Raw genomic sequence first — 24,774 nt, forward strand, 5'->3', positions numbered from 1 at the left:
TGAACTTTATCTGCGCCTGTTTCAGATTGAAGGTAGCGTCAACGCGCAGGTAATTCAGCCATGCCAGTGCCTGCCATGCCTGGCGAGCAGGCTGTTGGCTTGCTCGGGCCCAGAACTGCCAGCCGGGTAGGGGCGGGGCGCCTGGAAGTGCTCTTCACAGCCCTTGATGATTGGATCTACCCAGGCCCAGGCTGCTTCCACTTCATCGCGGCGCATGAACAGTGTCGAATCACCTTCGAGCACATCCAGCAGCAAACGCTCGTAGGCTTCCCAGCGGCGAGTCTGGCTGAACACCTGGGCCAGATTAAGGTCCAGCTCCACGGGCTCCAGGCGCATGCCCTTGCCTGGGCTCTTGGTCATCATGCGCAGGCTGATGCGTTCGTCCGGTTGCAGCTGTATCAGTAGCTGGTTTACCTGGCCGCCACTGAACAGTTCGTGAGGCACTGGCTTGAACTGGATGACGATCTGCGAAGCGCGCCGCGCCATGCGTTTGCCGGTGCGCAGATAGAAGGGCACGCCCGCCCAGCGCCAGTTGTCGATGTGCGCCTCGATGGCCACGAAAGTCTCGGTATCGCTGTCGTTGTCGACATCCTTTTCAAAGTAGTAGGCCGGCACTTCCTGGCCGCCGATACGCCCGGCGCCATATTGGCCGCGTACTGTCTTGTCCTGCACATCCTGGCCAGTGATCGGCTTGAGGGCGCGCAGGATTTTCACCTTTTCGTCGCGTACCGCTTCGGCCTCGAACTGCGCAGGTGGCTCCATGGCCACCAGGCACAGCAGTTGCAGAAGGTGGTTCTGCAGCATGTCGCGAATAGCCCCGGCGCGATCGTAGTAGGCACCGCGGTTTTCTACGCCCAGCGTCTCGCAAACGCTGATCTGGACATGGTCGACCTGGTTGTTGCGCCACACCGGCTCCAGCAGGGCATTGGCAAAACGCAGGGCCATCAGGTTCTGCACGGTTTCCTTGCCCAGGTAGTGGTCGATGCGGAACACCTGGCTTTCTTCGAACACCGTGCCAATCGCTTCATTGATGGCAGTGGCGGATTCCAGCGAATGGCCGATCGGTTTTTCCAGCACGATGCGCGCTTCGGTGTCGGCCAGTCCGGCAATGCGCAGGTGGTTGGCAATCGGCACGAACAGGTTGGGAGCGGTGGCCAGGTAGAAGATGCGCGTCAGCCCACCGGGTTCGCCCAGGTAGCGTGCCAGGCGGCCGAAGTCGGCGCTTTGTGAAGCATCCATCGGGAAGTAGTCGACCCGTGCAGAAAACCGCTGCCACACCTCCTCGTCGAAGTCGCTGCGGGCAATCTGCGCGCGACAATGGCGTTCGGCAAGTTTCAGGTAGTCGAGGCGTGGCAGGTTGCGTCTGGCCAGTGCGATGACCCGCACGGCAGGGTTCAGACGGGCCTCGCGAAACAGGTGGTAGAGCGCCGGAAGCAATTTGTGCAGGGCCAGATCACCGGTGCCGCCGAAGACCAGAATGTCGCAAGGAATAGTCAAACCGCCACTCTCCACGTTCGTTTAACTGGGCGGGTTGGCGTCCATGTAGTATAACTACAAGAAAGCTACAACCCGGCAAGCCGATCATAACCGAGTCCAGCCTGTGAATCTGTTGCAACATATCGCCCAATCGCGCCACCTGCTGCGCAAATCGGAACTGAAAGTGGCCGACCACGTGCTGCTCGACCCGGCTGCCGTCATGCACAGCTCCATGGCCGACTTGGCGCACAGCGTGGGTATCAGTGAACCGACCATCGTGCGTTTCTGCCGGGCCATTGGCTGCTCGGGCTTCCAGGACCTGAAGCTGAAGCTGGCACAAAGCCTGGCTGCAGGGGCCAGTTTCGGTCAGTTCGCCATCCACGAAGATGACTCGGTCGCTGACTACAGTCTGAAGATATTCGACACCACCCTGCACACCCTGATGGAAGTGCGCGAGCACCTTGATCCGCAGGCGCTGCAACAAGCAGTGAGCGCCATGGCCCAGGCGCAGCGGGTAGAGTTCTATGGCTTTGGCGCGTCCGGTGCGGTTGCAGCCGATGCCCAGCACAAATTCTTCCGCCTGCTGCTCAGCGCGGCAGCGTATTCCGACCCGCACATGCAAGCGATGTCGGCGGTTACCCTGAAACCGGGTGATGTGGCGGTGTGTATTTCCCAGTCGGGCCGTTCCAAGGACCTGCTGATCACCGCCAACCTGGTGCGTGAGAGCGGCGCCAACCTGATTACCTTGTGCCCCAGCCAGACGCCGCTGGCCGAGCTGTCGACGGTCAACCTGGCGATCGACGTGCATGAAGACACCGAGATCTATACCCCTCTGACCTCGCGTATTGCCCACCTGGTGGTGATCGACGTGCTGGCCATGGGCGTTGCCATGGCGCGCGGGCCTAGCCTGGTCAACCACCTGAAGAGCGTGAAGCGCAGCTTGCGCAGCCTGCGTCTGTCGCCCAAGTCGATCAAGGCTACAGACGACTGAATTCAACCTGTACTGGCCTCTTCGCGGGCTTGCCCGCTTCCACAGGTACTGTGCACCTCTATAAATCGGTGCAATTCCTGTGGAAAGAGGCCGGTACAGGCCGTGAAAATTCACGATTCTGTCACCATTCCACCGCAAAACGGTAAACCATCAAGGCCAGTCTGAAACTCTCGCATCCTATCTGGGAGACAGGCAATGGCTCGTGACTTCGACGGTACGTACCAACCCAACGCCAAGGCTCGCAAGCAGCAGGAAAAGGATCAGCGCCGCATGGAATACCGCCGCGCGATCGAAAGCTATTGCGACCAACGTCAACTGCTCCGCGACCTGGCGGACTACCCTGAGCTGCAAGCACTCACGGTATGGCAGTCATCGGCGGCAACTTCCCCGAAAAACGTTCAACAAGCGCGCTGATCAATGCACGTTCGCCGCGGATGAATGCCAGGAACGCCAAGGCCACCGGCGACTGCCGCTTGGCCTTGGCCTGCACCACGCACCAGCTACGGTACAGCGGCAGTTCCTCGACCGGTAATTCCTTCAGCACACCGGTGGCCAGTTCCAGGTTGACTGCGTGACGGGTCAGCAGGGCGATCCCCAAGCCGGCGATCACGCATTCGCGCTGGGCATCGGCCGAGGCTACCTCAAGCGTCTGGGCGAAATGCACGCGCTTGTCCTTGAAGTACTCTTCGCACGCCTTGCGTGTTCCCGAACCCTGCTCGCGGACTAACAGGGTATGAGGCTCCAGGTCCTGCATGCGCAACTGCTCCAGCTTGCACAGCGGGTGGTTCGGCGGGGCAACCGCAACGATCGGGTTGTTGAGGAACGGCAGAAACTCCAGGCCCATGTCTTGCGGCACCATCGACATGATGATCAGGTCGTCGCGGTTATCGGAAAGGCGGCGGATGGCTTGGGCGCGGTTGACTACCGTCAGGGTCAGGTTGACCTCCGGGTGACGCTGCTTGAAGGCGGCGAACAGGTGTGGCACGAAGTACTTGGCACTGGACTCAATCGCCAGTTTCAACTGACCCTGCAATGAGCCCTGCATGTCCGACAGCTGCATGTCCAGGCTTTCCAGGCGCCCGAAGATATCGTGGCTGGCGCGCTGAAGGGCCTCGGCCGCCTCGGTCAGGTAGAGCTTCTTGCCCACGTACTCGAACAGTGGCTGGCCGATCAGCTCTTCAAGCTGGCGAATCTGTAGACTAACGGCGGGTTGCGTCAGCGCCATCTCCTCCGCAGCACGGCTGTACGAGCGCAAATCGCACACCTCATTGAAGATCTGGAGTTGACGCAATGTCATACGCATCAAGGACTTACGCATTTTAATCGGCTCTTCGGCAACACCCTGTTACCCAACTATAAGCTTTTACTAATACAGCCTCTAACAAATATTGATTTTTGTTTATCGACCTACAGCGCTAGGGTGAATACGCGACTGGCCAGCAACGTCTGGTCACGCGCCGACCGGTAGAACCGGCTCGACTGTTCCTACGGCTTTGGGAAGACTCCAGTGATAAAAAAAATCCTGATCGCCAACCGAGGTGAAATCGCAGTTCGGATCGTGCGTGCTTGCGCCGAGATGGGCATTCGCTCGGTAGCGATCTTTTCCGACGCCGACCGGCATGCCTTGCACGTCAAGCGCGCTGACGAAGCCCACAGCATCGGTGCCGAGCCGCTGGCCGGTTACCTGAACCCGCGCAAGCTGGTGAACCTGGCTGTGGAAACCGGCTGTGATGCCCTGCACCCGGGCTATGGTTTCCTTTCGGAAAACGCCGAACTGGCAGAGATTTGCGCCGAGCGCGGGATCAAGTTCATTGGCCCGGCCGCCGACGTGATCCGCCGTATGGGCGACAAGACCGAAGCGCGCCGCACCATGATTGCCGCCGGTGTGCCGGTAACCCCGGGCACCGAAGGCAACGTTGCCGATATTCATGAAGCCCTGAGCGAAGGTGACCGCATCGGTTATCCGGTGATGCTCAAGGCCACCTCCGGTGGTGGCGGCCGCGGTATTCGCCGCTGCAATAGCCGTGAAGAACTGGAACAGAACTTCCCGCGGGTAATTTCCGAGGCGACCAAGGCCTTTGGTTCGGCCGAAGTGTTCCTGGAGAAGTGCATCGTCAACCCAAAGCACATCGAGGCGCAAATTCTCGGTGACAGCTTCGGCAACGTAGTGCACCTGTTCGAGCGCGACTGCTCTATCCAGCGCCGTAACCAGAAGCTCATCGAAATTGCCCCGAGCCCACAGCTCACTCCCGAGCAGCGAGCCTACATCGGCGACCTGGCGGTGCGTGCGGCCAAAGCGGTGAATTACGAGAACGCCGGTACTGTGGAGTTCCTGCTCGCCGATGGCGAAGTGTACTTCATGGAAATGAACACCCGGGTGCAGGTGGAACACACCATTACCGAGGAAATCACCGGGATCGACATCGTTCGCGAGCAGATCCGCATTGCCTCGGGGCTGCCACTGTCGGTCAAGCAGGAAGATATTCAGCACCGTGGCTACGCTTTGCAGTTCCGTATCAATGCTGAAGACCCGAAAAACAACTTCCTGCCCAGCTTCGGCAAGATCACCCGTTACTATGCCCCCGGCGGCCCAGGCGTGCGTACCGACACGGCGATCTACACCGGCTATACCATTCCGCCGTTCTACGACTCCATGTGCCTGAAACTGGTGGTGTGGGCGTTGACCTGGGAAGAAGCCATGGACCGCGGCCTGCGGGCCCTGGACGACATGCGCGTGCAAGGGGTGAAGACCACCGCCGCGTACTACCAGGAAATCCTGCGCAATCCGGAATTCCGTAGCGGCCAGTTCAATACCAGCTTCGTCGAAAGCCACCCTGAATTGACCAACTACTCGATCAAGCGCAAACCCGAAGAGCTGGCCCTGGCCATCGCTGCCGCCATCGCCGCCCACGCAGGCCTGTGAGGAACCCCATAATGTCCAAGAAAATTCACGTAACCGACACGATCCTGCGCGACGCTCACCAGTCCCTGCTGGCCACCCGCATGCGTACCGAAGACATGCTGCCGATCTGCGACAAGCTCGACAAGGTTGGCTACTGGTCGCTGGAAGTCTGGGGTGGTGCCACCTTCGACGCCTGCGTGCGCTTCCTCAAGGAAGACCCGTGGGAGCGCCTGCGCAAGCTGCGTGCAGCGCTGCCCAACACCCGCCTGCAAATGCTGCTTCGCGGTCAGAACCTGTTGGGCTACCGCCACTACAGCGACGACGTGGTCAAGGCCTTCGTCGCCAAGGCTGCGGTTAACGGCATTGATGTGTTCCGCATTTTCGACGCCATGAACGACGTGCGTAACCTGCGCGTGGCCATCGAAGCGGTCAAGGCCGCCGGCAAGCACGCCCAGGGCACCATCGCTTACACCACCAGCCCGGTACACACCATCGAAGCCTTCGTGAAGCAGGCCAAGCAGATGGAAGCCATGGGTTGCGACTCGGTGGCGATCAAGGACATGGCTGGCCTGCTGACCCCGTTCGCCACTGGCGAGTTGGTCAAGGCGCTGAAGGCTGAACAGTCGCTGCCGGTGTTCATCCACTCCCACGATACCGCCGGTCTGGCTGCCATGTGCCAGCTCAAGGCCGTGGAAAATGGCGCCGACCACATCGACACCGCCATCTCCAGCTTCGCTTGGGGCACCAGCCACCCGGGTACCGAGTCGATGGTTGCTGCACTCAAGGGCAGCGAATTCGACACCGGCCTGGACCTGGAGCTTCTGCAGGAAATCGGGTTGTACTTCTATGGCGTGCGCAAGAAGTATCACCAGTTCGAAAGCGAGTTCACAACGGTGGACACCCGCGTGCAGGTCAACCAGGTACCGGGCGGCATGATTTCCAACCTGGCCAACCAGCTCAAGGAGCAGGGCGCCCTTAACCGCATGAACGAAGTGCTGGCCGAGATCCCGCGTGTTCGTGAAGACCTCGGCTTCCCGCCGCTGGTCACCCCGACCTCGCAGATCGTCGGCACCCAGGCCTTCTTCAACGTGCTGGCGGGTGAGCGCTACAAGACCATCACCAATGAGGTGAAGCTGTACCTGCAAGGTGGTTATGGCAAGGCCCCGGGTGTGGTCAACGAACAACTGCGTCGCCAGGCTATCGGCAGCGAAGAAGTGATCGATGTGCGCCCGGCTGACCTGCTGAAGCCGGAAATGGCCAAGTTGCGTAGCGACATCGGTGCCCTGGCCCGTTGCGAAGAAGACGTGCTGACCTTCGCCATGTTCCCGGACATTGGCCGCAAGTTCCTCGAAGAACGCGAAGCTGGCACGCTGACGCCTGAAGTTCTGCTGCCGATTCCGGAAGCCGGTGCCGTGGCTGCCCCAGGTGGTGAAGGCGTGCCGACCGAGTTCGTCATCGACGTTCACGGCGAAACCTACCGCGTCGACATCACCGGTGTGGGCGTTAAGGCCGAAGGCAAGCGTCACTTCTACCTGTCGATCGACGGCATGCCGGAAGAAGTGGTATTCGAGCCGCTCAACGAGTTCGTCAGCGGTGGCGGTAGCAAGCGCAAACAAGCTACTGACCCTGGCCACGTAAGCACCACCATGCCAGGGAACATCGTTGATGTGCTGGTCAAGGAAGGTGACATGGTCAAGGCCGGCCAGGCGGTCTTGATCACCGAAGCCATGAAGATGGAAACCGAAGTGCAGGCAGCCATCGCCGGCAAGATCGTGGCCATCCATGTGGCCAAGGGTGATCGCGTGACGCCGGGTGAGATCCTGATCGAGATCGAAGGCTGATTTAAGCCCTCATCTACAAGTGGTTAACCTCTGGGGAGCGGATGCTCCCCTTTTTTTGTGCCGGATTCACTAGCCTCTTCGCGGGTAGTCCACCTCATGACGCGCATCCCCCGCAAGAGCGGGGTCATCCGCGAAAAGGCCCGCTGATTCAGCACACCGTTCAACCTTTGCGGCACACCTCAAGGCTATCCACTTGGCCACCCGGCTGCTGGTTCTCTTCGCTCAGCCACCGCTCAAACCCGGCAGCTACCGCCGGCCATTCATCATCGGTAATCGAATACCACGCCGTATCGCGGTTATGGTCTTTCACCACCAAGTGCTTGCGGAACACCCCTTCGTAGACGAAGCCGAATCGCTCTGCCGCACGTTTGGAGCGGGCATTGGCGTTATTGCACTTCCACTCCAGCCGCCGATTACCCAGCTCGAAGCCCAGCTTGCCCAGCAGGTATACCGCCTCGGTACCCTTGGGCGTGCGCTGCATGGCGGCGCCGAAGGCGATGTGCCCGATCTCTATTCGGCCGTGGTCAGGCACGATCGACATCAGGCTGAGAATGCCTTGGGCCTGGCCATTGGCGCGGTCGATGACGGTGTAGAAAAGCGGGTCGCGGCCAGCAGCATTACCTTCCAGCCAGCGGTCAAAGGCGGCACGTTCGGCGAACGGGCCGTAGGGCAGGTAGTCCCACAGCACCGGATCGGAGGCTGGGCCCTGCAGCACCTCCCAGAGGTCTTCGCCATGGCGCTCTGGATCGAGCTTCTCCAGGCGGATGAAGCGGCCTTCAATTGGCTCGGCCTTGGGGGTGGCGGCGGGTTTCCAGTTCAATGCGTCTGTCATGTTCGACCTACAAGCCTTTGCGGAATTGGATGAAACCCGAGCGCTCTGCAACCTGCTGGTACAGGCTGATGGCAGTGGCGTTGGTTTCGTGGGTCAGCCAGTGCACCTTGATGCAGTTGTCGGCCTTGGCAGTGGTGTAGACGTACTCGATCAGCTGTCGACCAATGCCCAGGCCACGTTGCGTGCTGTCCACATACAGGTCCTGTAGGTAGCAGGAATTCTCGATGCTCCAGTTGGAACGATGGTAGATGAAGTTGACCATCCCCACCGCCTTGCCGTCGACCCAGGCCAGTGCCGAATGGGTTGGCTCGTTGGGGTCGAGCAAGCGTTGCCAGGTGCTCAGGCTGATGGCATCGGCCAGTTTGGTCTCGTAGAAGTGCAAGTAGGCCTGCCACAGGGTGTGCCAGGCGGCGTGATCCTGGGCAGTGACAGGGCGCAGAGTAACGCTGGTCATGGGGCTATTCCTTCAGGCTTGGCGCATGTGCGCCGCGAGTTGTTTGTCCAGTTGATCGGGGCTGGCGGTCAGGCCTTCGCGCACGCCAGCGACGTCTTGCCCGGAGCGGTTCTGGCTGAGCTTGCGTGCACCTTGAAGGCGCGCAATGGGCAGGCGGATGCCGACGATGGCACGCAGCATGCCCTCGATGTAGTCGGCAGGTGCATCGGTGACTTTCCATGGTTCGCTGCGACCCTGTTCGTGGCGGTCGGTCAGGCGGCTTACGATAGCCAGTAGCGGCTCGGCCTCATGGATGACTTCGGCCGGGCCATAAGCGTGCACCGCCAGGTAGTTCCAGGTCGGCACCACCTTGGGGTTATCGGCCTTGCTTGGGTAATAGCTGGGGCTGACATAAGCATCGGCGCCCGGGAATACCAGCAGCGCTTCTGCGCCTTGCTGCAGGTCTTGCCATTGGCGGTTGGCCCGGGCCAGGTGAGCATACACAGTGCCGTAAACGCCCTCGGCGGTATCGACCAGCACCGGCAGGTGTGTGGCCAGAAGGCCCTGCTCGCCTTGGCTGATCAGAACGGCCAGGCGGGTGTCTAGCATGTGCTGGTGCAGGCGGGTGAGGTCATGTTCCTGGTGGGGCTTACTGGTGTACATGGCGGGATCCTTGTCGAATGGCTCCATCCTAGGCAGGCTATTGGTTCTATGTAAGAGCCATTTCTGCCTGTTTTGATAGGTCCAATACCATGAGTGAGTCCCCCCTCATACTGCCTTTCGACCCTGCCGGGATTGCCCTTGATCGCCGCCGCGGGCTTAGCCAGCAGCTGTATCAGGCGTTGCGAGCACGGGTACTGGATGGGCGTCTGAGCAGTGGTACGCGGCTGCCGGCCACGCGCGACCTGGCTGCCATGTTGGCGCTTTCACGCAACAGTGTGGTGCGCGCCTATGATCAGCTGTATGCCGAGGGCTTCATCGAAAGTCGGGTCGGCGATGGCACTTACGTTAGCCTACTGCCCAAACTGTCCACAGAAGTATCCACAGGGTTATCCCTGTGCTTATCAACAGGTTTATCCACATTTCCTGAAGAAAACACTGAGGATTTATCCAGCGAAAGACTTTTCCGTGAGCCTCTGCAGCGCCTGAAAAGCAACCATTTACCACCTCCCAGAAGTGGCGCGCCGCGTGCATTTCGAGTCGGCATTCCGGCATTCGACCTGTTCCCGTTTGACGTATGGGCCAAGCTACAGGCGGGTTTCTGGCGCAACCCGTCCCCTGCGCAACTGGGCTATGGTGACCCGGCAGGTGAACCGGCTTTGCGCGATCTGATTGCGGCCTACTTACGCCGCTCGCGGGGGCTGAACTGCACAGCTGAACAAATTGTGATCACAAGCGGTGCGCAGCAGGCCATCAGCCTTTGTGCACAGTTGCTGCTGCAATCGGGCGACGGTGTGGCTGTGGAAAACCCAGGCTATCGGGCGGCCGCGCATGCCTTCACGCTCGCGGGGGGGCGGGTGGTTGGCGTACCTGTGGATGAAGACGGGCTGGACTGCGACCGGCTCGAACAGTTGACGGATTGTCGGCTGACCTATGTCACGCCTGCGCACCAATACCCGACCGGGGTGACCATGAGCCTTGCACGTCGCCTGGCATTGCTGGCCTGGGCTGAACGCAGTGGCGGCTGGATCATCGAGGACGACTACGACGGCGAGTATCGCTACAGCGGTGCCCCGCTAGCGCCGCTGGCGGCGCTCGACCGGCACGGGCGGGTGCTGTATGTCGGTACTTTCGGCAAGATAGCCTTCCCGGCGTTGCGTCTGGGCTACCTGGTGCTTCCATCGAGTCTGGTGCAGGCGTTCAGCCAGGGCAAAGCGTTGGCGGTACGGCATTCGGAGGTCAGCAGCCAGTGCGTGATGGCCGAGTTCATGGCGCGAGGCCATTTTCAGCGGCATATCCGCCGCATGCGCAAGGCGGCGTTGAAGCGGCGCGATGTGCTCATGGCCGGTTGGCCTGTGGATATTCCGGGGTTGGGCGCAATGCTGGAAGTGGCGGCTGGGCTGCATGTGAAGGTCGATGTGGATAACTTTGCTCGGGAACAGGAACTGGTGGCCAGGGCCGAGGCGGTGGGGGTGGAGGTGACGCCACTGAGTAATTTCTGGTTGGCGGACAGCGAGGAGCCTGTGGATAAACGGGCAGGGCTGGTGTTGGGCTTTGCTGCGGTGCCGGAGGGCGAGATAGCCGAGGCCTTGATGAAACTACGCAAAGTCTGGAGAAAATGAAGGGGGCTGCAAAGCAGCCCCCAGTTCAATATCAGGTACCGGACTTTATCCGCGTCCAGGCGCGGGTCCTGGCCCGTTCGGCATTTCGTGTCAAAGGCTTGAGGGTATACAGCTTGGCCATCGCCTCTGCCGTCGGATACAGGTTGGGGTTGTTGCGAATCGTCGGATTCACCTTGTCGGTCGCATCCTTGTTCGGGTTCGGATACCCAACGAAGTCGCTGATCGGCGCAATGACCTCTGGCCGCAGCAGGTAGTTGATGAAGGTATGCGCATCCTCCGGGTTGGCTGCGCCCTTTGGAATCGCCAGCATGTCGAACCAGATCGGCGCGCCTTCCTTGGGCAGGCGCATGTCCACCACCACGCCGTTGTTCGCCTCGCGGGCGCGGTTGGCAGCCTGCGAGAAGCTGCCGCTGTAGCCCACCGCCACGCAGATGTCGCCATTGGCGATATCTGCCATGTACTTCGAGGAGTGGAAGTACGTGATATGCGGACGAATCTTCAGCATCAGCGCCTCGGCCTTCTTGTAGTCGGCCGGTTTGTCGCTGTTCGGCGGCAAGCCCAGGTACTGCAGGGCCACCGGTAGAATCTCCGACGGCGAGTCGAGCAGGGCCACGCCGCACTGCTTGAGCTTGGCGATGTTCTCTTCCTTGAAAATCAGGTCCCAGCTGTCCACCGGCGCGTTGTCGCCGAGTGCAGCCTTGACCTTGGCCGGGTTGAAGCCGATCAGCACGGTGCCGTACATATACGGCACGGCAAACTTGTTGCCCGGGTCATTGGCTTCGATCAGCTTCATCAGCGCCGGGTCCAGGTGTTTCCAGTTCGGCAGCTTGCTGCGATCCAGCGGCTGGAACACCCCGGCTTCGATCTGTTTGGCGAGGAACACGTTGGACGGCACTACCACGTCATAACCGGAGTTGCCGGTTAGCAGCTTGGCCTCCAGCGCCTCGTTGGTGTCGAAGATGTCGTACACCAGCTTGACGCCGCTGTCCTTCTGGAACGCAGTCAAGGTCTGCGGGGTGATGTAATCGAACCAGTTGTATACACGCAAGGTACGCTGCTCGGCTTGTGCGTGCAGCGCGCCCGCGAACAGGGTGGCAGTGATGAGCGGGGCGAGCAGACGTTTGAGTCGGACCATTATCGGGCTCCTGGCTGGGCGCGCTGGAAGCCTTCCAGCACATTGACCGCGTTGATGCCGATTTCTTCCACAGCGTAGCCGCCTTCCATCACGAACAGGGTCGGCTTGCCGAGTTGGCCGATGCGCTTGCCCATTTCCAGATAGTCCGGGCTGTCCAGCTTGAATTGCGAGATGGGGTCGTCCTTGAAGGTGTCCACACCCAGGGAGATGACCAGCACGTCGGCGTCATAGCTGGCGATGCGCTTGCAGGCATCTTCCAGGGCTGCGCTCCAGGCGGCCCAGTCGCTACCGGCCGGCAAGGGGTAGTTGATGTTGTAGCCCTGGCCTGCGCCTTCGCCGGTTTCATCGGCATAGCCTAGGAAGAACGGGAATTCGTCCTGCGGGTCGCCGTGGATCGAAGCGAAGAACACGTCGTCGCGGCTGTAGAAGATGTCTTGGGTGCCGTTGCCGTGGTGGTAGTCGACGTCAAGGATGGCGACCTTGCTTCGGCCTTGGTCGAGGAAGGCCTGGGCGGCGATGGCGGCGTTATTCAGGTAGCAGTAGCCGCCCATCACTTCACCGGCAGCGTGGTGTCCTGGCGGACGGCACAGGGCGAACGCCGCATGGGCGCCTTGCTCAATCGCTGCCTGTGCGGTCAGGGCAACTTGCGCAGCACTATAGGCCGCCTGCCAGGTACCCGCGGTGATGGGGGCGCCGGCATCAAAGCTGTAGTAACCCAGTTCGCCATGCAGGCCGGTCGGTTTGACCTGGCGCAGTGTGCGGGCCGGCCAGGTGAAGGGCAGCAGGTCACCCTCGTGGCCCAGTGCAGCCCAGCGGGCCCAGGCGCCTTCGAAGAAATTCAGGTAGTCGGCGCTGTGGATGCGCAGCAACGGCGCACGGCCGAAATCGGTGGGGCCCTGGATATCGCCGAGGTCGCGTTTTTTCACTTGGTCGAGCACATGGTCGGCGCGCGAAGGCATTTCGAAACAGGGCATCAGCTTGCCATCGATCAGCTCGCAGCGGCCGTGGTGCAGGCGGTGGTCATCGGAATAGATCGTCAGCATTGTTGTTCTCCGGTGGGGACTGGCGTGGGTCCATTGTCACGGGCTGATCAGTAGGGGAGAACGACGCAAACGGCCAAAAGGGGATCGATATGGCCAAGGTCTATGGCCAGATGGGCGGTGACCTATCCCAGCCTCGTCGCGGGTAAGGCAGCGGCGGCAACGGTGAACGGCCTTTGGACATTGGCCGGCAGGCTCGGCCCTTTCGCGGGTGAACCCGCTCCTACAATGGCCACCAAGGCGTCAGGGGTTGTGACGCCCCTGTAGGAGCGGGTTTACCCGCGAAGAGGCCAGAACAGGTCAACCACGAAAATGGCTGGGCGCCACGCCACTCCACCGCTGGAAGGCGTGCCGGAAGCTGGCCGTCTCACTGAACCCCAGTGTCTCGGCAATCCGGTAAATGGGCATCTGCTCATCAGTCAGCAACTGCTTGGCCCGCTCGAACCTCAGTTCGTCCAGCAGTTGTTGATAACTGCAGCCCAGCGCCTGCAAATGCCGGCGCAGGGTGCGCGACGAGCAGTTCATCTGCCGCGCAAGCCCTTCCAGCCCAGGGGCTGCATCCAGTTGCTGCGCCAGCAACTGGCGAATCCGTCCCAGCCATGCCTGGCGACCGGTGAATTCAAGGTTCAGGCGCCGGCAGCGCTCGCTCATGGCTTTGTGAGTAATCGGGTCGGCCAGCGGCAGCGGCATATCCAGCCATCGCCGTTCGAAGGCAAAGGCATTGTCCTCGGCGGCGAAACCGATCGGGCATGGAAACGCTCCGGCATAGAGCGCGTGGTAACCAGGGCGAGGGTGTTCAAAGCGTGCGCCAAGCAGCGGCAACGGACGGCCAAGCAGGTCGTCGCAGATGACTTTCAGCGACACCAGGCAGAATTCGGCGTTGAAAGCGCTCAGCGCCGGGCTGTCCTGGTAATCGCTGGCGCTGAACCAGACACGTTGGCCGTCGTCGAGCAAGCGCAGCTTGAAGACTGTTCCCAGCAGTGCCGGATATTGCAGCGCCAGGCGTAAGGCGTCACCCAAAGTGGCACTGGAGAGCAGCGCGTAACCGAGCATGCCGTAGCACGACACATGCATGCGCTGGCCCAGCTCCAGGCCAATGTCCTCGCGTCGGGCCACGGCATTGGCGCAAACCTGCAACTCCTGCTGGGTGGTGATGCGCGCATCGGCATGCCCCAGGTCTGCCGGGCCAATGCCGCTGCCGGCCAGCAGCGCCGAAGCCTCGCAACCGTCTGCCTGGAAGACGTTGAGAATCAGCGAAACTGCGTTGAGGGTGGTCAGGTGGCTGTGCAGCATGCTGGGTAATCCCGTGGGGCTGGGACGCATTATGGAGCAAGTTGTGTGCCGATATCCGGGGCTGCAGGTAAACCACATACTCTGCAGGCGCGGTCTGGTGTCGCGAAGGCCCGCAAAAGCGGCCCCCAAAACCTTCAGGCAAAAAAAAGGCCCGAAGCAAGCGCTCGGGCCTTGGAAAGGTTGAGAGGTGTCTAGTCCCTCGACCTGGTGAGACTGTTTACAGCGGCCTGATTACGCCTTCAGCGGAACCAGACGTGGAGCGATCATGTTTTCCGGACGCAGGATGTCGTCGAGCATCGCGTCGTCCAGCAGCTTCTCTTCGCGCACCAGTTCCAGTACGCCGCGGCCACTTTCCAGGGCAACGCGGGCGATACGGGTGGCGTTTTCGTAGCCGATGTACGGGTTCAGTGCGGTAACCAGGCCGATCGAGTGCTCGACCAGTTCGCGGCAGCGCTGTTCGTTGGCGGTGATGCCGACGATGCAGTGCTCGCGCAGCATGTCCATGGCGCGTTGCAGCAGGCGGATCGAGTCGAAGATCTTGTAGGCGATCAGCGGCTCCATCACGTTCAGCTGCAGTTGGCCACCTTCGGCGGCGACGGTCAGGGCCAGGTCGTTGCCCATGATGGCGAAGGCCACCTGGTTTACAGCCTCTGGAATAACCGGGTTGACCTTGCCTGGCATGATCGAGCTGCCTGGCTGACGCGCCGGCAGGTTGATCTCGTTGATGCCGGTACGCGGGCCGCTGGACAGCAGGCGCAGGTCGTTGCAGATCTTCGACAGCTTGACCGCTGTGCGCTTGAGCATGCCGGAGAACAGCACGAAGGCGCCCATGTCGGAGGTGGCTTCGATCAGGTCGGCAGCCGGTACCAGCGGATGGCCGCTGATGGTGGCCAGGCGCTGTACGGCCAAGGCCTGGTAGCCAGGATCGGCGTTGATGCCAGTACCGATGGCGGTACCACCCAGGTTGATTTCGGTCAGCAGTTCCGGAGCCAGCGAGCGCAGGCGCTGCAGGTCTTCGTTCATGGTGGTGGCGAAGGCGCGGAATTCCTGGCCCAGGGTCATTGGTACGGCGTCCTGCAGCTGGGTACGGCCCATCTTCAGTACGTGGTCGAATTCTTTACCCTTGGCAGCAAAGGCCTGGATCAGGCTATCAAGGCTGGCCAGCAGCGCGTCGTGACCCAGCAACAGGCCCAGGCGGATTGCGGTCGGGTAGGCGTCGTTGGTCGACTGCGCCATGTTCACGTCGTTGTTCGGGTGCAGGTACTGGTACTCACCCTTCTGGTGGCCCATGGCCTCCAGCGCAACGTTGGCAATGACTTCGTTGGCGTTCATGTTGGTAGAAGTACCAGCGCCGCCTTGGATCATGTCAACTACGAACTGGTCGTGGTAATCGCCTTTGATCAGGCGGGCACAGGCTGCGGAAATGGCAGCGTGCTTGGCATCGCTCAGGTGACCCAGCTCACGGTTGGCGTCGGCAGCGGCCTGCTTGACCATGGCCAGGGCCACGACCAGCTTCGGGTAGTGCGACAGCGGAACACCGGAGAGGTGGAAGTTGTTGGCAGCGCGCAGGGTCTGGATGCCGTAGTAGGCATCTGCAGGAACTTCAAGGGTACCCAACAAGTCTTTTTCGACGCGGAACGATGCAGCAGAGGACATGATGTATATCATCTCGATTTTGACCCGGCACATGCCGGAATGGCGCCAATCCTAGGCCTGAAGGTGTTTTTGCGGCCAATGCTATTGCACGCTAACCTATGCACAAACGGCATAGTGTTTCATGTGACGCCAATTGATATTCGAGCGTGTTCCATTTTGGTGCACGCCGGGAGATGTGCTTTGTGAACCTTGAAAGCAAATGGCTGGAAGACTTCAGCGCTCTGGCCGCTACCCGCAGTTTTTCCCAGGCGGCAGAGCGGCGTTTCGTTACCCAACCGGCCTTCAGCCGGCGCATTCGCAGCCTTGAGGCGGCGTTGGGCCTGCAACTGGTTAACCGCTCTCGCACACCCATCGAGCTGACCGAGGCCGGGCAGCTATTTCTCGTCACGGCGCGTACTGTTGTCGACCAGTTGAGCGAAATTCTCCGCCATTTGCATCATCTTGAAGGCGGGCAGGGCGAAGTGGTGCAAGTCGCTGCGGCACACTCCTTGGCGTCGGGCTTCTTCCCCCGTTGGGTGGCCCAGTTGCGCAACGACGGTTTGAACATCGCCACCCGCCTTGTTGCGACCAACGTCGGAGATGCCGTACATGCACTGCGCGAGGGCGGCTGCGACCTGATGCTGGCGTTCTACGATCCGGACGCGGCCTTGCAGATGGATGCCGAAATCTTCCCGTCACTGCACATGGGTACCACTGAAATGCTGCCGGTGTGCGCCGTGGATGCCGATGGCAAGCCGTTGTTCGACCTGGAAGGCGAGGGCAGCGTGCCATTGTTGGCCTATACCGCCGGCGCATTCCTCGGCCGCTCGGTCAACTTACTGCTGCGCCAGCGCAACCTGCGGTATACCACCGTCTATGAAACCGCCATGGCCGACAGCCTCAAGAGCATGGCCCTGGAAGGGATGGGCATCGCCTGGGTGCCGCGCCTGTCCATGCGTGGCGAGCTCGAACGCGGTGAACTGGCGATCTGCGGCGGTAGCCAATGGCATGTGCCGCTGGAAATCCGCCTGTACCGCTGCGCGCTGGTGCGTAAGGCTAACGTCCGCTTGCTATGGCGCAAGCTGGAGTCGTCTGGAGCACAAGGTGAAGCGTCACTTTGAATTGTCCTTCAGGTATTCAGTGATATTTGCACGATTCCTGTCGCTGTAGCGGTAGCAGTCGGAGCGTGCTGGTACACGGGGGTGCGTGTACGTTTCGCACACCCAGCCATTGAACTTCAGTTCGGCGTCTTCATGGGTGGCGCCTAGCAGATGGCCAATTTCATGAGCTGCAGCACCGTATGCGGCCACAGAGGCAATGGCCGTTTTCTGCTTGAAATAGGCCAAGCCGGCGTTGTAGTTCAGGCCGCGATGATCGTAGCTGTTGCGGGTGAGCAGGAGATGTTTATCCATGAGAGAGTAGAGTCGGTGTCGCTTTTGTGCGTACACCTGCCGGCTGAAAGCATCCAGGAGCTTTTCGGACGGCATTCCTGCATAAGCAATATCGGTTATGTGTTTTATATTGCGTTGAAATATCACTTCAATGGGATGTTGGCTGAAACTGCGCATTTCGTTCAGCCAATGCTGGAAGAAGTCTTCGTTCAATTGCCCGTCGTGCATATCGGCCAGGTCGTCGTGCACATAGACGGTGACGGTGAGCGCTTGGGCTGCCGAAGCACTAGGCAATTGCACGCTGAGTGCCAGACCAAACGAAAGTGCGAAGAAGCATGGAGTTTTCATGTAGACGTACCAAAGTGCTCGAGGAAGGGCTGCGAGCGTGCAGCCCTCGTCGACCCCGAGGCAGCAGGAAAAAGTTGTCCCACGAGACAGCTTGCCCTTTGATCCGGCATGTGCTTGTAGGGGTGGGCGGCCAGCCTTTAAATACGTTACAATCCCGCGCCTTCGGCCGACTGGTCGATTCAGAATCCGTATGACAAGCCACGCCGGCCCACCTGCGTGGCTTGTTGCTTTTAGCGCGCCAGAAGGCGCTTGCAGGAGAGGCTCGACGATGAGTGCACTGGTTGGCGTGATCATGGGCTCCAAGTCCGATTGGTCCACCCTTAGCCACACCGCCGATATGCTGGAAAAACTCGGCATTCCCTACGAAGTGAAGGTGGTTTCCGCCCACCGCACCCCGGATCTGCTGTTCCAGTATGCCGAGGAGGCTGAGGGCCGTGGCATCGAGGTGATCATCGCCGGTGCCGGTGGCGCAGCCCACCTGCCAGGCATGTGCGCCGCCAAGACCCACCTGCCGGTGCTGGGCGTGCCGGTGCAGTCGTCGATGCTGTCGGGCGTCGATTCGCTGCTGTCGATCGTGCAGATGCCTGCCGGTGTGCCGGTTGCCACCCTGGCCATCGGCCGTGCCGGTGCAGTCAACGCTGCCCTGTTGTCGGCCAGCATTCTGGGCGCCAAGTACCCGCAGTACCACGCGGCGTTGAAGCAGTTCCGCACGGAACAGACCGACACCGTGCTGGACAACCCAGACCCGCGCCAGGCTTGAGGCTCAACCCATGAAGATCGGTGTAATCGGTGGCGGCCAGCTGGGCCGCATGCTGGCCTTGGCGGGTACCCCGCTGGGCATGAACTTCGCCTTCCTCGACCCGGCACCGGACGCCTGCGCTGCGCCCCTGGGCGAGCACCTGCGTGCCGACTACGGCGACCAGGACCACCTGCGTCAGCTGGCCGACGAAGTCGACCTGGTCACCTTCGAGTTCGAAAGCGTCCCGGCCGAGACCGTCGCCTTCCTTTCGCAGTTCGTGCCGGTGTACCCCAGCGCCGAATCGCTGCGCATCGCCCGTGACCGCCTGTTCGAAAAGAGCATGTTCCGCGACCTGGGCATCCCCACTCCGGCCTTCGCCGACATCCTCTCGCAGGCAGATCTGGACGCCGCAGTGGCCAGCATCGGCCTGCCGGCCGTACTGAAAACCCGCACCCTGGGTTACGACGGCAAGGGCCAGAAGGTGCTGCGCACGCCAGAAGACGTGGTGGGTACCTTCGCCGAGCTGGGCAGCGTGCCATGCCTGCTGGAAGGCTTCGTGCCGTTCACTGGCGAAGTATCGCTGGTGGCCGTGCGTGGCCGCGATGGCGAAACCCGCTTCTACCCGCTGGTGCACAACACCCACGAGAGCGGCATCCTGCGCCTGTCGGTGGCCAGTCAGGCACACCCGCTGCAGGCGCTGGCCGAAGATTACGTCGGCCGCGTGTTGCAGAAGCTGGATTACGTTGGCGTGATGGCCTTCGAGTTCTTCGAAGTTGATGGTGGCTTGAAGGCCAACGAAATCGCCCCGCGCGTGCACAACTCCGGGCACTGGACCATCGAAGGTGCCGAGTGCAGCCAGTTCGAGAACCATCTGCGTGCCGTTGCCGGCCTGCCACTGGGCTCGACCGCCAAGGTGGGCGAGAGCGCGATGCTCAACTTCATCGGTGAAGTGCCGGCCGTGGACAAGGTTCTCGCCATCGGGGACTGCCACCTGCACCACTACGGCAAAGCCTTCAAGGTTGGCCGCAAAGTTGGACACGCCACCCTGCGCTGCGCTGATATGGCCACCCTCGAGCGCAAGATTGCCGAAGTAGAGGCGCTGATCAGCAACTGATCGGGCATCGAATCGAACTTCTGCAAGCGGCACGCCCTCTGAATATGGCAGCAAGCCGAAGCCCGTCTAGGCTTTGGCTTGTTCCAACTTCACTGCAGAGGGATTGCCATGGGTATCATTGGAACCATCTTCATCGGCCTCATCGTCGGCTTGCTGGCCCGCTTCATCAAGCCGGGCGATGACAGCATGGGCTGGATCATGACCATCCTGCTGGGTATTGCCGGCTCCTTGTTGGCTACCTATGGCGGCCAGGCGCTGGGTATATACCAGGCTGGGCAAGCGGCGGGCTTCCTTGGCGCGCTGGTCGGTGCCGTGGTGCTGCTGGTGATCTACGGATTCATCAAGAAACGCTGATTACTGGTTAGAATGCTCGGCAATTCATTCGAGTTGCCGAGCATTTTCATGCGTGCCTTTTTCCTTGTCCCCTTGCTGTTGGCCAGTACGCTGGCCCATGCCGAACTGCCCGAAACCGACTGGCTGGAGCTGATGCCCAAGTCGGATCAGAAGGCGCTGGAACAAATGCCTGAAATCGACCACAACTCGCCGGAAGCCATGGGCACCTTCACTGACAAGGGCGGCCTCAAGCAGGGCAAGGGTTTGCCGGCGGTGATGTACTCGACCAAGACCGTGGCGGCCATGAACAACAGGGATATCCGCCTGGGCGGCTACCCGGTACCGCTGGAAAGCGATGCCAAGGGCAACAGCACGCTGTTCTTCCTGGTGCCGTACCCAGGCGCGTGCATCCATGTGCCACCACCGCCGCCGAACCAGCTGGTGCTGGTGCGCTACCCGAAAGGGTTGAAGATCGATGACATCTACACACCGCTGTGGGTCAGCGGCAAGCTGAAGGTGGAAAAGGTCAGCAATGACCTGGCCGATGCGGCCTATGCGCTGGATGCAAACAAGGTGAGGGTGGTGGAAGACGCAGACCTTTGATAATTGCCCCGGCCTCTTCGCGGGCTTGCCCGCTCCCACAGGTAACCCACAGTTTCGAGGCTTGTGGAGAACCTGTGGGAGCGGGCAAGCCCGCGAAGAGGCCGGTAATAAAAGAGCAGGGCTCAGATATTTTCACAACCGATCTGGACGCCCAGCGAATGACTCGCCCCAGGCTCCAGCTCCACCAGGTCATCCCACACATTCGCTGTCTCGATGCACAACATCCGCTGCCATCCATCGTCAGCCATGTCCGCCAGCTCCTTGGCCCGCTCGGTCCACGGGTTCCAGATCACCGCCGAGCGCGAGCCGCTGCTGGTCAAGGTAATCCGCCGACTCCAATGCGGGTCGACGATGCTGAGGGTCTGTGGGGTGTTCAGGTAGATCCGGTCCGTCTCCCCGGCAAACGTCAGTGCCCCCTGCTGCTGGCGCTGTTCCCAGCCCGCCAGGGTCTCGATATAACCCAGCCCGTCGACACCCTCGACCCGCGCCTGGCGCACATCGCTGACCGCGAAGTAGCTATGCAGGGCCTGGCTGATGGTCACGGGGGTATTGCCCATGTTGCGGCTGGTCAGGCTCAGTTTTAGCTCTGTGCCCATCTCCACCACCAGTTTCAGCTCGACATCATGAGGCCAACCCGGCAGGTCGCCCCGCGCTTCAGGCAGCTCGAACTTGATCCGCAGGAACTCGCCCACTTCCTCGATACCCAGCAATTTCCAGTCACGCGTGCGCGCAAGCCCGTGGGCAGGCGCCGGTGTTCCCTGGTACATGGCCTGGGCAGCCTGAGGGTTGCGCTGCAGATTGCCAAACCATGGCCAGCACACTGGTACCCCGGCGCGTACCGACTTGCCCTGGCGGAAGATGGCCTGGTCGCTCAGCCACAGCAGCGGCGGTTCGCCTACCTGCTGGTAGCTGAGGACCTGTGCGCCCTGCTGGGCGATCAGGAGTTCGGCGCGGTCACTGTTGATACGCCAACAGTTGAGTTCGCCATGTTGCTCGGTTACGACCTGAAAGGTAGCCATTGCGTTCGTCCCATTGATTGCCAGTGGGCCTTGGACCCGGGCACATGCAATGAGTTTACCGCCAGCGAGGCTCAGCGACGAGGCACGGAGCGGGTACGGCCACTGCCGTCGATGGCGACGAAGACGAATACCGCTTCGGTGACCTTGCGCCATTCGCTGGACAGCGGGTCGTCGCTCCACACTTCGACCATCATCTGGATCGAGCTGCGGCCGATTTCCAGGGTCTGGGTATAGAAAGACAGCTGTGCGCCTACCGCGACGGGTACCAGGAAGGCCATGCGGTCGATGGCTACGGTGGCTACGCGGCCGCCGGCGACACGGCTGGCCATGGCCGTGCCTGCCAGGTCCATTTGGGCAACCAGCCAACCGCCAAAAATATCGCCAAACCCGTTGGTTTCTCGCGGCAATGCGGTGATTTGCAAGGCCAGGTCGCCTTGCGGGATTGGATCTTCTTGTTCGAGCTCAATCATGCGATGGGGCCTCTGACCCGTGACGCTTTTCGTTGGTGTGGCGCAAAGGCCGGGTAAACGATTCAGCTTGAAACATACTACGCCGATTTCGTTTCACTGGGCGGCCGTAGGGAAACTCTGCGAAACCGCCTGACAATAGTGACCGGCGTTTTCGCACAACATCCCACGTTAGGAGCAACCTAATCCTACGATCTGCCAGTATATAGGGCATAACGGCCAGCGACGACCGCGCATTCATGAATATCTACGTGGATTTTGTATCGCTTTCGGCGTAGCTCGGCAATTTGCTATCTTCGCCTGTCTCCAATCCAGAAGCCGCGCGCCAAGCGGCCTGCATGCCCTACAAAGAGAACAACGAGCGATGACTTCCGTGCCCAGCAGTATCGAGCAGCCCTCGCGGCCGCTGACCCGCAGCGACTACAAGACCCTCTCACTGTCCGCTTTGGGCGGCGCGCTGGAGTTCTACGATTTCATCATTTTCGTGTTCTTCGCCACGGTGGTGGGCAAGTTGTTCTTCCCGGCCGACATGCCCGAATGGCTGCGGCTGATGCAAACGTTCGGCATCTTCGCCGCCGGCTACCTGGCGCGGCCGCTGGGCGGCATCATCATGGCTCACTTCGGCGACCTGCTCGGACGCAAGAAGATGTTCACCCTGAGCATCTTCATGATGGCCCTGCCGACCCTGATCATGGGCCTGCTGCCGACGTATGCGCAGATCGGCATGTGGGCCCCGATCCTGCTGTTGCTGATGCGCGTGATCCAGGGCGCGGCAATTGGCGGCGAAGTACCGGGCGCATGGGTGTTCGTCTCCGAGCACGTGCCGGCTCGCAACACCGGCTATGCCTGCGGCACCCTGACCGCTGGCCTGACTGCCGGCATCCTGCTGGGCTCGCTGGTAGCGACCCTGATCAACAGCGTGTACAGCGCGGAAGAAGTGGCTGACTACGCCTGGCGTATTCCGTTCCTGCTTGGCGGTGTGTTCGGCCTGTTCTCGGTGTACCTGCGCCGTTGGCTGCACGAAACCCCGGTGTTCGCCGAAATGCAGCAACGCAAGGCACTGGCCGAGGAGCTGCCGCTGCGCGCTGTGCTGCGCGACCACCGTGGCCCGATCATCCTGTCGATGTTGCTGACCTGGATGCTTTCAGCCGGCATCGTGGTGGTCATCCTGATGACCCCGGCGCTGCTGCAGAGCTTCTACCACATCAGCCCGACCGACTCGCTCAAGGCCAACAGCCTGGCCATCGTGTTGCTCAGCTTCGGCTGTATTGGTGCCGGCAGCCTGGCTGACCGCTTTGGTGCGGGCCGGGTGTTCGTGATCGGTAGCCTGCTGCTGCTGGCCAGCTCCTGGACCTTCTACCACAGCCTGCCGACCCGCCCCGATTTGCTTTTCCCACTGTATGCCGTCACCGGCCTGTGCGTGGGCGTGATTGGCGCAGTGCCTTATGTCATGGTCAAGGCGTTCCCGGCGGTGGTGCGTTTCAGCGGGTTGTCGTTCTCGTACAACGTGGCCTACGCCATCTTTGGCGGGCTGACGCCGATGGTGGTGACCGCATTGCTGAAGGTGAGCCCGATGGCGCCTGCCTACTACGTGGCAGGCCTTTGCGCCGTCGGTCTGGCCGTGGGCCTGTACCTGCTCGCCAACAAGCGCTGATCTGCGCTACGGCTACTGGCCTCTTCGTGGCTAAAGCCGATCCTACAGGGGTTTGCACAGGCCTAAAGGCCGACACCGAACCTGTGGGGGTGGCTTTAGCCGCGAAGAGGCCGGGCCTGTTTTCAGTGATGGCCTTTCATCCAATTGTCACAATGAAGTCATATCGTATTCATGCGGCCTGCCGATACTTGGGCCCGTTCCATCCAACACCCCAATATTCCTGCTAGGAGCAAGGCATGAAACTGAAGCGTTTGATGGCGGCCCTTACCTTTGCCGCCGCTGGCGTTGCAACCGCCAACGCGGTAGCCGCTGTCGATCCTGCGATCCCGACCTACACCAAGACCACCGGTGTTTCGGGCAACCTCTCCAGCGTCGGTTCCGACACCCTCGCGAACCTCATGACTCTGTGGGCCGAGGCCTACAAGAAGGAATATCCGAACGTAAACATCCAGATCCAGGCTGCCGGCTCTTCTACCGCGCCACCCGCGTTGACCGAAGGCACCGCCAACCTCGGCCCGATGAGCCGCAAGATGAAGGATGTCGAGCTGCAAGCCTTCGAGCAGAAGTACGGCTACAAGCCGACCGCCATCCCGGTCGCCGTCGACGCCCTGGCTGTGTTCGTGCACAAGGACAACCCAATCAAGGGCCTGACCATGGCTCAGGTTGACGCCATCTTCTCCTCCACTCGCCTGTGCGGTGGCAAGGCCGAGATCAAGACCTGGGGCGACGTCGGTGTGACCGGCGACCTGGCCAACAAGCCAATTCAGTTGTTCGGCCGCAACTCGGTATCGGGCACCTACGGCTACTTCAAGGAAGAAGCACTGTGCAAAGGCGACTTCAAGCCTAACGTCAACGAACAGCCTGGCTCGGCTTCGGTCGTGCAGTCGATCAGCTCCTCGCTGAACGGCATCGGCTACTCGGGCATCGGTTACAAGACCGCCAGCGTCAGGACCGTAGCCCTGGCCAAGAAAGACGGCGGTGAATTTATTGAAGACAATGAAGCCAACGCCCTGAACGGCACCTACCCGCTGTCGCGCTTCCTTTACGTTTATGTCAACAAGGCGCCGAACAAGCCTCTGGCCCCGCTGGAAGCCGAGTTCGTCAAGCTGGTGCTGTCGCAAGCCGGCCAGCAGGTGGTGGTGAAGGATGGCTACATCCCGCTGCCGGCCAAAGTCGTCGACAAGACCCTGGCTGACCTGGGCCTGTCGCACGCCGGTAACGTTGCAAAGAAGTAAGTAATTAAGAA

24 protein-coding genes are annotated in these 24,774 nt (G+C 61.0%); 12 read left to right on the forward strand and 12 right to left on the reverse strand.

Features of this window, described 5'->3' with window-relative positions; all coding sequences use genetic code 11:
- Positions 1–54: 54 nt before the first annotated feature.
- Positions 55–1,497, reverse strand: coding sequence for a glucose-6-phosphate dehydrogenase (gene zwf / locus ACF8EA_RS15710; protein WP_021785290.1), 1,443 nt, complete (start codon positions 1,495–1,497; stop codon positions 55–57).
- Positions 1,498–1,600: 103 nt separating this feature from the next.
- Here zwf and hexR point away from each other — a divergent pair, with 103 nt between their 5' ends.
- The gene (gene hexR, locus ACF8EA_RS15715) at positions 1,601–2,467 is read left to right on the forward strand and encodes a transcriptional regulator HexR (protein ID WP_003253273.1); all 867 of its coding nucleotides are present in this window, start codon (positions 1,601–1,603) and stop codon (positions 2,465–2,467) included.
- A 195-nt stretch (positions 2,468–2,662) separates the two neighbouring features.
- Positions 2,663–2,881 carry a PA3496 family putative envelope integrity protein gene (locus ACF8EA_RS15720; protein ID WP_061405728.1) on the forward strand — a complete coding sequence of 73 codons (219 nt, stop codon included), beginning with the start codon at positions 2,663–2,665 and terminating at the stop codon, positions 2,879–2,881.
- Here the strand turns inward: ACF8EA_RS15720 and ACF8EA_RS15725 are convergent.
- Entirely contained in the window at positions 2,823–3,785 is a 963-nt protein-coding gene (locus ACF8EA_RS15725; protein WP_021785289.1) for a LysR family transcriptional regulator, read from the reverse strand. The two genes, ACF8EA_RS15720 and ACF8EA_RS15725, sit on opposite strands and share 59 nt — an antisense overlap.
- Before the next feature lie 189 nt (positions 3,786–3,974).
- On the opposite strand from ACF8EA_RS15725, the gene ACF8EA_RS15730 reads away from it, so the two are divergent.
- Positions 3,975–5,390, forward strand: coding sequence for an acetyl-CoA carboxylase biotin carboxylase subunit (locus ACF8EA_RS15730; RefSeq protein ID WP_003253279.1), 1,416 nt, complete (start codon positions 3,975–3,977; stop codon positions 5,388–5,390).
- 11 nt (positions 5,391–5,401) lie between these two features.
- A complete protein-coding gene (gene oadA / locus ACF8EA_RS15735; protein ID WP_021785288.1) occupies positions 5,402–7,210 on the forward strand; it encodes a sodium-extruding oxaloacetate decarboxylase subunit alpha in 1,809 nt (602 codons plus the stop codon).
- Between the two features lie 160 nt (positions 7,211–7,370).
- On the opposite strand, the gene ACF8EA_RS15740 is transcribed toward oadA, so the two are convergent.
- Genes ACF8EA_RS15740 through ACF8EA_RS15750 form a run of 3 tightly spaced genes read right to left on the reverse strand, consistent with a single transcriptional unit; the run spans position 7,371 to position 9,138 of the window.
- Positions 7,371–8,042, reverse strand: a complete 672-nt coding sequence (locus ACF8EA_RS15740) for a GNAT family N-acetyltransferase (protein WP_275966563.1) — start codon at positions 8,040–8,042, stop codon at positions 7,371–7,373.
- Positions 8,043–8,049: 7 nt separating this feature from the next.
- Positions 8,050–8,496, reverse strand: coding sequence for a GNAT family N-acetyltransferase (locus tag ACF8EA_RS15745; protein ID WP_021785286.1), 447 nt, complete (start codon positions 8,494–8,496; stop codon positions 8,050–8,052).
- Between the two features lie 12 nt (positions 8,497–8,508).
- Complete coding sequence (locus ACF8EA_RS15750) at positions 8,509–9,138, reverse strand: FMN-binding negative transcriptional regulator (protein ID WP_021785285.1); 630 nt, start codon at positions 9,136–9,138, stop codon at positions 8,509–8,511.
- A gap of 89 nt (positions 9,139–9,227) precedes the next feature.
- Here ACF8EA_RS15750 and ACF8EA_RS15755 point away from each other — a divergent pair, with 89 nt between their 5' ends.
- On the forward strand, positions 9,228–10,757 hold the full coding sequence (locus tag ACF8EA_RS15755; RefSeq protein WP_392522565.1) for a PLP-dependent aminotransferase family protein: 1,530 nt from the start codon (positions 9,228–9,230) through the stop codon (positions 10,755–10,757).
- 31 nt (positions 10,758–10,788) lie between these two features.
- On the opposite strand, the gene ACF8EA_RS15760 is transcribed toward ACF8EA_RS15755, so the two are convergent.
- From ACF8EA_RS15760 to aspA, 4 genes are all read right to left on the reverse strand, one after another.
- Positions 10,789–11,892, reverse strand: a complete 1,104-nt coding sequence (locus ACF8EA_RS15760) for an extracellular solute-binding protein (RefSeq protein ID WP_392522567.1) — start codon at positions 11,890–11,892, stop codon at positions 10,789–10,791.
- The gene (locus ACF8EA_RS15765; RefSeq protein ID WP_021785282.1) at positions 11,892–12,935 is read right to left on the reverse strand and encodes a histone deacetylase family protein; all 1,044 of its coding nucleotides are present in this window, start codon (positions 12,933–12,935) and stop codon (positions 11,892–11,894) included. The genes ACF8EA_RS15760 and ACF8EA_RS15765 overlap by 1 nt, the downstream gene beginning before the upstream one ends.
- Before the next feature lie 297 nt (positions 12,936–13,232).
- A complete protein-coding gene (locus tag ACF8EA_RS15770; RefSeq protein ID WP_392522569.1) occupies positions 13,233–14,225 on the reverse strand; it encodes an AraC family transcriptional regulator in 993 nt (330 codons plus the stop codon).
- Positions 14,226–14,456: 231 nt separating this feature from the next.
- Positions 14,457–15,881: an aspartate ammonia-lyase gene (gene aspA, locus ACF8EA_RS15775; protein WP_028697462.1), complete on the reverse strand. Its 1,425-nt coding sequence runs from the start codon at positions 15,879–15,881 to the stop codon at positions 14,457–14,459.
- Between the two features lie 182 nt (positions 15,882–16,063).
- On the opposite strand from aspA, the gene ACF8EA_RS15780 reads away from it, so the two are divergent.
- Positions 16,064–16,981: a LysR substrate-binding domain-containing protein gene (locus tag ACF8EA_RS15780; RefSeq protein WP_010955826.1), complete on the forward strand. Its 918-nt coding sequence runs from the start codon at positions 16,064–16,066 to the stop codon at positions 16,979–16,981.
- Here ACF8EA_RS15780 and ACF8EA_RS15785 read toward each other — a convergent pair.
- Entirely contained in the window at positions 16,973–17,599 is a 627-nt protein-coding gene (locus ACF8EA_RS15785; RefSeq protein ID WP_392522571.1) for a zinc-dependent metalloprotease family protein, read from the reverse strand. The two genes, ACF8EA_RS15780 and ACF8EA_RS15785, sit on opposite strands and share 9 nt — an antisense overlap.
- A gap of 268 nt (positions 17,600–17,867) precedes the next feature.
- On the opposite strand from ACF8EA_RS15785, the gene purE reads away from it, so the two are divergent.
- The 4 genes from purE to ACF8EA_RS15805 all read left to right on the forward strand — a co-directional run bounded on the left by purE (position 17,868) and on the right by ACF8EA_RS15805 (position 20,388).
- Positions 17,868–18,359: a 5-(carboxyamino)imidazole ribonucleotide mutase gene (gene purE, locus ACF8EA_RS15790; protein WP_003253304.1), complete on the forward strand. Its 492-nt coding sequence runs from the start codon at positions 17,868–17,870 to the stop codon at positions 18,357–18,359.
- Between the two features lie 10 nt (positions 18,360–18,369).
- A complete protein-coding gene (locus ACF8EA_RS15795) occupies positions 18,370–19,452 on the forward strand; it encodes a 5-(carboxyamino)imidazole ribonucleotide synthase (protein WP_021785277.1) in 1,083 nt (360 codons plus the stop codon).
- A gap of 108 nt (positions 19,453–19,560) precedes the next feature.
- Positions 19,561–19,806 carry a GlsB/YeaQ/YmgE family stress response membrane protein gene (locus tag ACF8EA_RS15800; RefSeq protein WP_003253308.1) on the forward strand — a complete coding sequence of 82 codons (246 nt, stop codon included), beginning with the start codon at positions 19,561–19,563 and terminating at the stop codon, positions 19,804–19,806.
- A gap of 12 nt (positions 19,807–19,818) precedes the next feature.
- On the forward strand, positions 19,819–20,388 hold the full coding sequence (locus tag ACF8EA_RS15805; protein ID WP_392522573.1) for a DUF3299 domain-containing protein: 570 nt from the start codon (positions 19,819–19,821) through the stop codon (positions 20,386–20,388).
- A gap of 122 nt (positions 20,389–20,510) precedes the next feature.
- Here ACF8EA_RS15805 and ACF8EA_RS15810 read toward each other — a convergent pair whose 3' ends face one another.
- The gene (locus ACF8EA_RS15810) at positions 20,511–21,407 is read right to left on the reverse strand and encodes a D-hexose-6-phosphate mutarotase (protein WP_392522575.1); all 897 of its coding nucleotides are present in this window, start codon (positions 21,405–21,407) and stop codon (positions 20,511–20,513) included.
- Positions 21,408–21,478: 71 nt separating this feature from the next.
- Complete coding sequence (locus ACF8EA_RS15815; protein WP_003253317.1) at positions 21,479–21,877, reverse strand: acyl-CoA thioesterase; 399 nt, start codon at positions 21,875–21,877, stop codon at positions 21,479–21,481.
- 361 nt (positions 21,878–22,238) lie between these two features.
- Between ACF8EA_RS15815 and ACF8EA_RS15820 the strand changes: the two genes are divergently transcribed.
- Both ACF8EA_RS15820 and ACF8EA_RS15825 read left to right on the forward strand, forming a co-directional pair.
- Positions 22,239–23,528 (forward strand): MFS transporter, encoded by a 1,290-nt coding sequence (locus ACF8EA_RS15820; protein ID WP_103469564.1) that lies wholly within the window; start codon positions 22,239–22,241, stop codon positions 23,526–23,528.
- Positions 23,529–23,764: 236 nt separating this feature from the next.
- Positions 23,765–24,763, forward strand: a complete 999-nt coding sequence (locus tag ACF8EA_RS15825) for a phosphate ABC transporter substrate-binding protein PstS (RefSeq protein WP_021785273.1) — start codon at positions 23,765–23,767, stop codon at positions 24,761–24,763.
- The last annotated feature ends 11 nt before the right edge of the window (positions 24,764–24,774 follow it).

The sequence above is a fragment of the Pseudomonas sp. YQ_5 genome (assembly GCF_043103305.1).
Lineage (GTDB): Bacteria > Pseudomonadota > Gammaproteobacteria > Pseudomonadales > Pseudomonadaceae > Aquipseudomonas > Aquipseudomonas putida_Y.

Coding starts and splice junctions, on each gene's coding strand:
- ACF8EA_RS15720 (WP_061405728.1), top strand. CDS start 2,663: ATGGCTCGTGACTTCGACGGTACGTACCAACCCAACGCCAAGGCTCGC.
- ACF8EA_RS15725 (WP_021785289.1), bottom strand. CDS start 3,785: ATGCGTAAGTCCTTGATGCGTATGACATTGCGTCAACTCCAGATCTTC.
- oadA (WP_021785288.1), top strand. CDS start 5,402: ATGTCCAAGAAAATTCACGTAACCGACACGATCCTGCGCGACGCTCAC.
- ACF8EA_RS15740 (WP_275966563.1), bottom strand. CDS start 8,042: ATGACAGACGCATTGAACTGGAAACCCGCCGCCACCCCCAAGGCCGAG.
- ACF8EA_RS15745 (WP_021785286.1), bottom strand. CDS start 8,496: ATGACCAGCGTTACTCTGCGCCCTGTCACTGCCCAGGATCACGCCGCC.
- ACF8EA_RS15750 (WP_021785285.1), bottom strand. CDS start 9,138: ATGTACACCAGTAAGCCCCACCAGGAACATGACCTCACCCGCCTGCAC.
- ACF8EA_RS15755 (WP_392522565.1), top strand. CDS start 9,228: ATGAGTGAGTCCCCCCTCATACTGCCTTTCGACCCTGCCGGGATTGCC.
- ACF8EA_RS15760 (WP_392522567.1), bottom strand. CDS start 11,892: ATGGTCCGACTCAAACGTCTGCTCGCCCCGCTCATCACTGCCACCCTG.
- ACF8EA_RS15765 (WP_021785282.1), bottom strand. CDS start 12,935: ATGCTGACGATCTATTCCGATGACCACCGCCTGCACCACGGCCGCTGC.
- ACF8EA_RS15770 (WP_392522569.1), bottom strand. CDS start 14,225: ATGCTGCACAGCCACCTGACCACCCTCAACGCAGTTTCGCTGATTCTC.
- aspA (WP_028697462.1), bottom strand. CDS start 15,881: ATGTCCTCTGCTGCATCGTTCCGCGTCGAAAAAGACTTGTTGGGTACC.
- ACF8EA_RS15785 (WP_392522571.1), bottom strand. CDS start 17,599: ATGAAAACTCCATGCTTCTTCGCACTTTCGTTTGGTCTGGCACTCAGC.
- purE (WP_003253304.1), top strand. CDS start 17,868: ATGAGTGCACTGGTTGGCGTGATCATGGGCTCCAAGTCCGATTGGTCC.
- ACF8EA_RS15795 (WP_021785277.1), top strand. CDS start 18,370: ATGAAGATCGGTGTAATCGGTGGCGGCCAGCTGGGCCGCATGCTGGCC.
- ACF8EA_RS15800 (WP_003253308.1), top strand. CDS start 19,561: ATGGGTATCATTGGAACCATCTTCATCGGCCTCATCGTCGGCTTGCTG.
- ACF8EA_RS15805 (WP_392522573.1), top strand. CDS start 19,819: ATGCTCGGCAATTCATTCGAGTTGCCGAGCATTTTCATGCGTGCCTTT.
- ACF8EA_RS15810 (WP_392522575.1), bottom strand. CDS start 21,407: ATGGCTACCTTTCAGGTCGTAACCGAGCAACATGGCGAACTCAACTGT.
- ACF8EA_RS15815 (WP_003253317.1), bottom strand. CDS start 21,877: ATGATTGAGCTCGAACAAGAAGATCCAATCCCGCAAGGCGACCTGGCC.
- ACF8EA_RS15820 (WP_103469564.1), top strand. CDS start 22,239: ATGACTTCCGTGCCCAGCAGTATCGAGCAGCCCTCGCGGCCGCTGACC.
- ACF8EA_RS15825 (WP_021785273.1), top strand. CDS start 23,765: ATGAAACTGAAGCGTTTGATGGCGGCCCTTACCTTTGCCGCCGCTGGC.